Source organism: Allobosea sp. P1_A7, assembly GCF_056406775.1.
Genome location: NZ_JBFTZN010000300.1, coordinates 1 through 7,089, shown reverse-complemented (window position 1 = coordinate 7,089; position 7,089 = coordinate 1). Strand labels below are relative to the sequence as shown.

Genomic DNA, 7,089 nt, shown 5'->3' with positions numbered 1-7,089 from the left:
GTAGATATAGTGCCCGCCGGGCACACGGCGTTTCGTTTCGATGGGATGCGGCCGGGGGATGACGTGACGAATCCCAAGAAGCTGATGCGAACGCCATGAACGAGCACACCAGTCCGGTCGACCGCATCGAGCGCGTCATCTCCGCCGTTCTGAACGATATCAACGCCGGGGCCTTCACCAACGGAAGCTGGCTGAAGCTGGCCGAACTCGAGAGCCGTTACGGGTGCTCGCGTGCGGATGCTCGGCGCGCCTTGGAGAAGTTGGCGATCAAAGGCGTCGTTCAACGCATCCAAAACCGCGGCTTCTATGTCACCAGGATCGATGACTCACGTCATAAGGAACTGATCGAGGTTCGCGTCGTGCTCGAAACGGCGACCTTGGACGACGTAATCCGAAACGCCAGCCGGGCCGACGTTGATGAGCTGGAACGATTGGCGCAATCGTTCAGGGCATTGATACGAGAGGGGACCGTTTTGGAGAAATACCAAGCCAACCAAGCGTTTCACAGCTATCTGACGAATCTTTGCTCGAACAAGGAGCTGGTAAGTCTCACGCTCGAATATCGCGGGAACGCGCGCACCACATCGATCGAGCAGTGGCCATCGTTGGCACGCATCGAACGCTCGGCAGACGAACATTTCGCGATGGTGGAGGCGATCAAAAACGAGGACCTCGAAACGCTCGTCGAGCTCACGCGAAACCATATACGCCAATCGACCCGCTAGCTTCGCGGTTCCCTGCCAGCATTCGGTCGGCTGGCCCGAGCTCTCACGAATGCCCAATGGCCATCCACACCCGGTAAGCACCGAATCGGTTCGTTACGCCGTATCGTTTCTATCTAATCCGCCGCAGGTGGACGTGGTCTATCCCTGATCCCTGAGGAGACGCTCGACGCAGGTCGCCAGCGAGCCGCGCCATGCGGGAAGCGTAACGCCGTGCCGCGCGGCGAGCTTGCCGCAGTCGAGCCGTGAATTGGCCGGCCTCCGCGCTGGCGTCGGGTAATCCGTCGTGGCGATGCGCTTGACCGCGACCGGCTTGCCGCCGAGCCGCTCCCGGTCTGCGAAGATCGCCTCGGCGACATCGGCCCAGACCGCTTCCCCCGCAGCACTCATGTGAAAGATGCCGCGCAGTGTCTCGTCCTGGGGGCGGGCGACCAGATTGCGCGCCACCGCCAGGACGGCGTCGGCGATGTCGAGCGCGCTGGTCGGGCAGCCATGCTGGTCCGCGACCACGCCGACCTCGTCGCTTGTTTCGGCCAGGCGCAGCATGGTCTTGACGAAATTCTTGCCGAAGGGGCTGTAGATCCAGGCCGTACGCAGGATCGCGTGGTTGTCCGAGGCGGCCGCGACCGCCCGCTCGCCGGCCAGCTTGCTGGCACCATAGGCTGAGATCGGCCCGGTCGCATCGTCCTCGCGATAGGGCCGGTCGAGCGCCCCGTCGAAGACGTAGTCGGTCGAAATCTGGATGACGGGAACGCCAAGTGCGGCAGCCGCGCGCGCCGCTTCACCGGCCGCCTCGCCGTTGACGCGCATGGCGAGGTCGGGCTCGCTCTCAGCCTGGTCCACCGCCGTATAGGCCGCCGCATTGACGATGACATGGGGCCTGGCCGCGCGCAGCGCTGGCGCGATCATTTTGGGGATGGCGAGATCCAGTTCCGGGCGGCGGAGCGCGACGACTTCAACACCGGTCGGCACGCGCTCCAGCATGGCGCGGACGACCTGGCCGGTCCAACCGGTGACGACGATGCGCAGACCCATCAGTCGAAAAACCGCAGCATCTCGGCGAGCCGCGGATGCTTGCGATCCTTGTCGGAGAGGGTCAGCGAGGTCAGGGGCAGAGCCCCGGCGATGCCGAGGGCCGGATCATCGAAGGCGAGCCCATGATCGTTCTCCGGCGCGTAGGGCGCGGTAGCCTTGTAGAGCACTTCGGTGTCCGGCTCGTGTGTGACGAAGGGCATTGTCATGTCTCCGGCCTGTTTGCGCGGCACGATATGGCCGCTGGCCCTGATGTTGTCCGCTTGAACCGATCCCCTACGTAGATCGACGAATTTTCGCGGCTCGTCCATGGACGCGAGGGGGACCCGAATCCGCAACCCCTCCCGGCTCATGATCATAGCGACCTCCAGTGCTGAAGATCAGCCTCGTCTTCGCCAAACTGAATGGCCGAAAAGCGGACGTACCCAACGTCAGAAAAGGCAGCTCCGGACATTGTCACCCGCCCCCCGGCCAAAACCGCCCTATCGCGCCTGATCGCGGCCCTGCCTCTGCTCCACGGCGGCGATATAGGCGTCGCGCGAGGGGCCGAGATGGTCGCGGCAGAGCTSGACCAGCCYYGCCCGGTCGCCGGCCTCGARCGCKGCGATCATCGCCCAATGCYCGGCGCAGGCCAGCGCCAGATGCGAGGGGCTGGCCGCCGTGATCGAACGGGCGCCATGAACCTTCTGCGCCATCATCTGGATCAGCTCGACCAGATGCGGATTGCCGCATGCGGCAAAGAGCGCCTCGTGAAACGCCATATTGGCGCGGAAGGCCGCGCGCGCGTCGGCGTCAGTGACCGCGGCCGCATGGACCTCCTGAATGGCTTTCAGCCGTGAGACGATCTCGGAGCCCGCCGGCAGCGGAATCTGCTCAGCCGCCAAGGTCTCCAGCGCCTCGCGCACCGAATAGATCTGGTGCACCTCCTGCGGCTCCAGCAGCCTGACGGCTGCGCCCTTGTTCGGCACGCGCTCGACCAGCCCGACCCGCTCCAGCTCGGCCAGGGCCTCGCGCACGACATGGCGCTTCACCTCGAGCCGAGCGGCGATGTCCTCCTCGATCAGGCGCTCGCGCGGCAGCAGCCAGCCAAGCACGATCTCCTCCTCGAGGGCATCGGCCACCATGCGGGTGCGGTCGGCGGTGGCGGGCTTCAACGCGAGGACGGACATTCGGCTTATTCCAGTTCCAACATAATTGTTGRCAATCATGTCAACGGCAACGCCTCATCATGTCATGACGAGCACCAATGACAAGACGGCCCCCGCCAAACCGGCCCCGCGCGGCATGCGCCGCAATCTCGCCAGCTATGGCGATCCCGGTTTTTCGCTGTTCCTGCGGAAGGCGTTCATCAAGGCGGCCGGTTTTTCCGACGATGCGCTGGACCGGCCGATCATCGGCATCACCAACACCTTCAGCGACTTCAACCCCTGCCACGGCAATGTGCCGCGCCTGATCGAGGCGGTGAAGCGCGGCGTCATGCTCGCCGGCGGCCTGCCGATGGAGTTCCCGACCGTCTCGATCCACGAGTCGTTCTCGAACCCGACATCGATGTTCCTGCGCAACCTGATGGCGATCGACACCGAGGAGATGATCCGCGCCCAGCCGATGGATTCGGTCGTGCTGATCGGCGGCTGCGACAAGACCGTGCCGGCGCAGCTGATGGGCGCGGTCTCGGCCGATATCCCCGCGATCCAGCTCATCACCGGCCCGATGCTGGTCGGCCACCACAAGGGCGAGATCCTCGGCGCCTGCACGGATTGCCGCAGGCTCTGGGGCCAGCACCGGGCCGGCACGATCGACGAGGCCGAGATCGAGGTCTTGAGCGGCAGGCTCGCACCGACGCAAGGCACCTGCATGGTCATGGGCACGGCCAGCACCATGGGCTGCCTCGTCGAGGCGCTCGGCATCGCGCTGCCCGGCACCGGCACGATTCCGGCAACCCATGCCGACCGCATCCGCGCCGCCGAAGCCAGCGGCAAACAGGCTGTCGCTCTGGCCAAGGGCGGAGCAAGGCCGAGCGAATTGCTGACCGAGACCGCCTTCCGCAACGCCATGGTGGTGCTGCAGGCGATCGGCGGCTCGACCAACGGGCTCGTCCATCTCGCGGCCATCGCGCGGCGCGCAGGCTTGAGCATCGATCTCGAGGAGTTCGACGCGATCGGCCGCGCCGTGCCGGTGCTGATCGATCTGAAGCCGTCGGGCGATCATTACATGGAGCATTTCCACTGGGCCGGCGGCGTGCCGAAGCTGATGAAGGAGCTGCGCGCGCATCTGGCGCTCGACGCCATCACCATCAGCGGCCAGACCATCGGCGAGATCGCGGAGGCCGCCGAGGAGGTGCCGAACCAGACGATCATCCGCAGCGCCGCAAACCCGCTCAAGCAGACCGGCGGCATGGCCGTGCTGCGCGGCAACCTGGCGCCGGGCGGCGCGGTGATCAAGCATTCGGCCGCGTCCCCCGCCCTGCTCCAGCACACCGGCCGGGCCGTGGTCTTCGACTCCGTCGAGGACATGGTGACGCGCATGGACGATCCCGCGCTCGACGTGACCGCCGATGACGTGCTCGTGCTGCGCAATGCCGGGCCCAAGGGCGCGCCCGGCATGCCCGAGGCCGGCTATCTGCCGATCCCGAAGAAGCTCGCCCAGGCCGGCGTCAAGGACATGGTCAGGATTTCGGACGCCCGCATGAGCGGCACCGCCTTCGGCACGATCGTCCTGCACATCACGCCTGAATCGGCGGTGGGCGGCCCGCTCGGGCTGGTCCGCGATGGCGACCTGATCAGGCTCGACGTGCCCGCCCGCCAGATCGAATTGCTGGTCGAGGCGGCCGAGCTCGACCGCCGCAGGGGTGAATGGCAGGCGCCCGCCCATCTCAGGGAGCCCTCGCGCGGCTATCGCGGGCTTTATCTGAAAAGCGTCCTCCAGGCCGACGAAGGCTGCGATTTCGACTTCTGCTGACCGGCCGCAGCGCGGCTCAAGACACGTGATGCAGGGCCGGACGAACCGGCCCGCAGCCCAACCCGGAGGACAATGCCCGATGCTGAAACGCGCCTTTCTCGGCGGCACGCTCGCCGCTCTCTCGCTTGCCGGTCTGTCACTTGCCCTTGCCGCCCCCGCAGGCGCGCAGGCCTATCCGCAAAGGCCGGTCACGCTGCTCGTGCCCTATGCGCCGGGCGGGGCGACCGACATCATCGGCCGCGTCATCGCCGAGGAACTCTCGCAGAGCATCGGCCAACGCGTCATCGTCGAGAACCGCGCCGGCGCGGCCGGCAGCGTCGGCGCGGCTGCCGTCGCCCGCTCCCAGCCCGATGGCTATCTGCTGCTGATGGGCGCGCTCACCAGCCACTCGATCAATATGGGGCTGCAGGCCAAGCCCGGCTTCGACCTGAAGAAGGATTTCGCGCCCGTCACCCTCGCCGGCACGGTCGGCCTGGCGCTCGTCGTCCACCCCTCGGTGCAGGCCAAGACGATCCCCGAGCTGATCGCGCTCGCCAAGGCCAAGCCCGAGGACTTCAACTACGCCTCCTCCGGCAATGGCTCGCCGCAGCATCTGGCCGGCGAGATGTTCAACGCCCGCGCCGGGACGAAGCTCGGCCATGTGCCCTATCGCGGCAGCGGCCCGGCCATGACCGACATGATCGGCGGCCAGGTCAAGGTGATGTTCGACACCTTTCCCTCCGTGCTGCAGCATGTGAATGCGGGCTCGCTGAAGGCGATCGCGACCACCGGCCGCGAGCCCTCCCCCTTCATGCCGGATTATCCCACCGCGATCTCGCAGGGGCTGCCCGATTTCGAGATCGGCTCCTGGTTCGGGGTGCTCGCCCCGGCCGGTACGCCGCAGCCGATCATCGACAAGCTCAACGCCGAGATCGTCAAGGCGCTGAAAAGCCCCAAGGCGCTGGAAGCGATGAAGCTGCAAGGCGTGACGCCAAAGCCCGGCACGCCGGCCGAGGCGGCCGCGCTGATCGACAGCGAGATGACGAAATGGAGCGACCTGATCAAGGCGAYCGGGCTGAAGCCGGAGTGATGGAATTTGGCTCTGCGCTGCGCTAGGCCCGGAGCGGTGGCACCGGTGAGATCCTGCGCTCATCGACGCCAGCCCTTGGGAGCGCGAGCATCATGACAAACCCCATCGAGCGCATCGCCATTGTCGGCGCCGGCATGATCGGCGCGAGCTGGGCGGCCCTCGCCTGCGCCCATGGCGTCGCTGTCGCGGCTTACGACCCCTCGCCCGCTGCCGAGGAGAAATTCTTCACTTACGTCGCGCGGGCGCGGGCGCAGCTCGCCGAACTGGGGCTTGACGGGGCGGGGGCGCTCAGCTTTTCGACCAGGCTCGGCGCGGTGCTTGAAAGCGCGCAGTTCATCCAGGAGAACGGCCCGGAGAACGAGGCCGTGAAACGGCAGTTGCTGAGCCAGATCGACGCCCAGACGGCGCCGGATGCGATCATCGCCAGCAGCACCTCGGCCCTGCTGCGCAGCGCCATCGTCGCCGAGTGCCTCCGGCCCGAGCGCATCATCGTCGCCCATCCGTTCAACCCGCCGCATCTCGTGCCCCTGGTCGAGATCATCGGCGCGGATGAGGCCGTCATTGCCCGCGCCAGCGCCTTGTATCGCGCGCTGGGGCGCAGGCCCGTGGTGCTGAACCGGGAAATGCCGGGCCATATCGCCAACCGGCTGGCGTCGGCGCTCTATCGCGAGGCGGTCCATCTGGTCGAGCAGGGCGTGGCCAGCGTCGCCGATATCGATGCCGCCCTGTGCCACGGGCCGGGTCTGCGCTGGGCTCTGATGGGCCCGCATATGACCTATCATCTCGGCGGCGGCGATGGCGGCATCAAGGGCTATCTCGCCCATCTCGGGCCGAGCCAGCTCAGGCGCTGGGAATCGCTCGGCCAACCCTCCCTCAGCGAAGAAGTGCAGCGCCGGATCGTCGAGGGGGTGGCAGAAGAGAGCGCCGGCCGCTCGATCGCAGAGCTGGAAGCGCGCCGCGACGAGGGCCTGCTGGCGCTGCTGAAATCGCGCAAGCTGGTGAGCGAGTAGGCGGGGTCACAGGCCTGAGTTGGCGCGCAGCAAATCCCGCGCGCCGTCCTTTCGCGGAGCAGGCGGCGGCACGCCCCTCAGCCCTGACAGGTGCCCTACAAATCGGTGATCGGCCCCGTGCCCTTGCGGAAGGTTCTCTCCTGCCCCCTCGTCCGCGACGCGTCCCGGCGCTCGATCTGGACGGAGAGGCTGAAGTCAAGCGCGCCGGAGCAGCGGCCACTCAGGGTGATCCTCGTTTCCCCCTGGTCGTGGCTGAAGCTGCAGGTGAGGGATTGGCTGAACCCGGGGCGTTGATCCT

8 protein-coding genes are annotated in these 7,089 nt (G+C 66.9%); 4 read left to right on the top strand and 4 right to left on the bottom strand.

Annotated features, from left to right (window positions below):
• Window positions 1-95: 95 nt before the first annotated feature.
• The gene (locus tag AC1D34_RS31820) at window positions 96-725 is read left to right on the top strand and encodes a GntR family transcriptional regulator (RefSeq protein ID WP_476826383.1); all 630 of its coding nucleotides are present in this window, start codon (window positions 96-98) and stop codon (window positions 723-725) included.
• 138 nt (window positions 726-863) lie between these two features.
• Here AC1D34_RS31820 and rfbD read toward each other — a convergent pair whose 3' ends face one another.
• The 3 genes from rfbD to AC1D34_RS31805 all read right to left on the bottom strand — a co-directional run bounded on the left by rfbD (window position 864) and on the right by AC1D34_RS31805 (window position 2,923).
• A complete protein-coding gene (gene rfbD, locus AC1D34_RS31815; RefSeq protein WP_476826382.1) occupies window positions 864-1,757 on the bottom strand; it encodes a dTDP-4-dehydrorhamnose reductase in 894 nt (297 codons plus the stop codon).
• Entirely contained in the window at window positions 1,757-1,957 is a 201-nt protein-coding gene (locus AC1D34_RS31810) for a dTDP-4-dehydrorhamnose 3,5-epimerase family protein (protein ID WP_476826381.1), read from the bottom strand. Before AC1D34_RS31810 ends, rfbD begins: the two co-directional genes overlap by 1 nt.
• Before the next feature lie 279 nt (window positions 1,958-2,236).
• Window positions 2,237-2,923 carry a GntR family transcriptional regulator gene (locus AC1D34_RS31805; RefSeq protein ID WP_476826380.1) on the bottom strand — a complete coding sequence of 229 codons (687 nt, stop codon included), beginning with the start codon at window positions 2,921-2,923 and terminating at the stop codon, window positions 2,237-2,239.
• Between the two features lie 64 nt (window positions 2,924-2,987).
• On the opposite strand from AC1D34_RS31805, the gene AC1D34_RS31800 reads away from it, so the two are divergent.
• The 3 genes from AC1D34_RS31800 (at window position 2,988) to AC1D34_RS31790 (ending at window position 6,791) form a co-directional block, all read left to right on the top strand.
• Window positions 2,988-4,712: an IlvD/Edd family dehydratase gene (locus AC1D34_RS31800; protein ID WP_441493824.1), complete on the top strand. Its 1,725-nt coding sequence runs from the start codon at window positions 2,988-2,990 to the stop codon at window positions 4,710-4,712.
• A 79-nt stretch (window positions 4,713-4,791) separates the two neighbouring features.
• The gene (locus tag AC1D34_RS31795; protein ID WP_476826379.1) at window positions 4,792-5,781 is read left to right on the top strand and encodes a tripartite tricarboxylate transporter substrate binding protein; all 990 of its coding nucleotides are present in this window, start codon (window positions 4,792-4,794) and stop codon (window positions 5,779-5,781) included.
• A 92-nt stretch (window positions 5,782-5,873) separates the two neighbouring features.
• The gene (locus AC1D34_RS31790; RefSeq protein WP_476826378.1) at window positions 5,874-6,791 is read left to right on the top strand and encodes a 3-hydroxyacyl-CoA dehydrogenase NAD-binding domain-containing protein; all 918 of its coding nucleotides are present in this window, start codon (window positions 5,874-5,876) and stop codon (window positions 6,789-6,791) included.
• A gap of 95 nt (window positions 6,792-6,886) precedes the next feature.
• On the opposite strand, the gene AC1D34_RS31785 is transcribed toward AC1D34_RS31790, so the two are convergent.
• Window positions 6,887-7,089 (bottom strand): hypothetical protein (locus AC1D34_RS31785; protein ID WP_476826377.1); only part of this gene is annotated, 203 nt, incomplete at its 5' end.

Excerpts from the sequence above, each read along its gene's own strand:
- AC1D34_RS31790 (WP_476826378.1), top strand. The coding sequence starts at position 5,874 with ATGACAAACCCCATCGAGCGCATCGCCATTGTCGGCGCCGGCATGATC.
- AC1D34_RS31820 (WP_476826383.1), top strand. The coding sequence starts at position 96 with ATGAACGAGCACACCAGTCCGGTCGACCGCATCGAGCGCGTCATCTCC.
- rfbD (WP_476826382.1), bottom strand. The coding sequence starts at position 1,757 with ATGGGTCTGCGCATCGTCGTCACCGGTTGGACCGGCCAGGTCGTCCGC.
- AC1D34_RS31800 (WP_441493824.1), top strand. The coding sequence starts at position 2,988 with ATGACGAGCACCAATGACAAGACGGCCCCCGCCAAACCGGCCCCGCGC.
- AC1D34_RS31810 (WP_476826381.1), bottom strand. The coding sequence starts at position 1,957 with ATGCCCTTCGTCACACACGAGCCGGACACCGAAGTGCTCTACAAGGCT.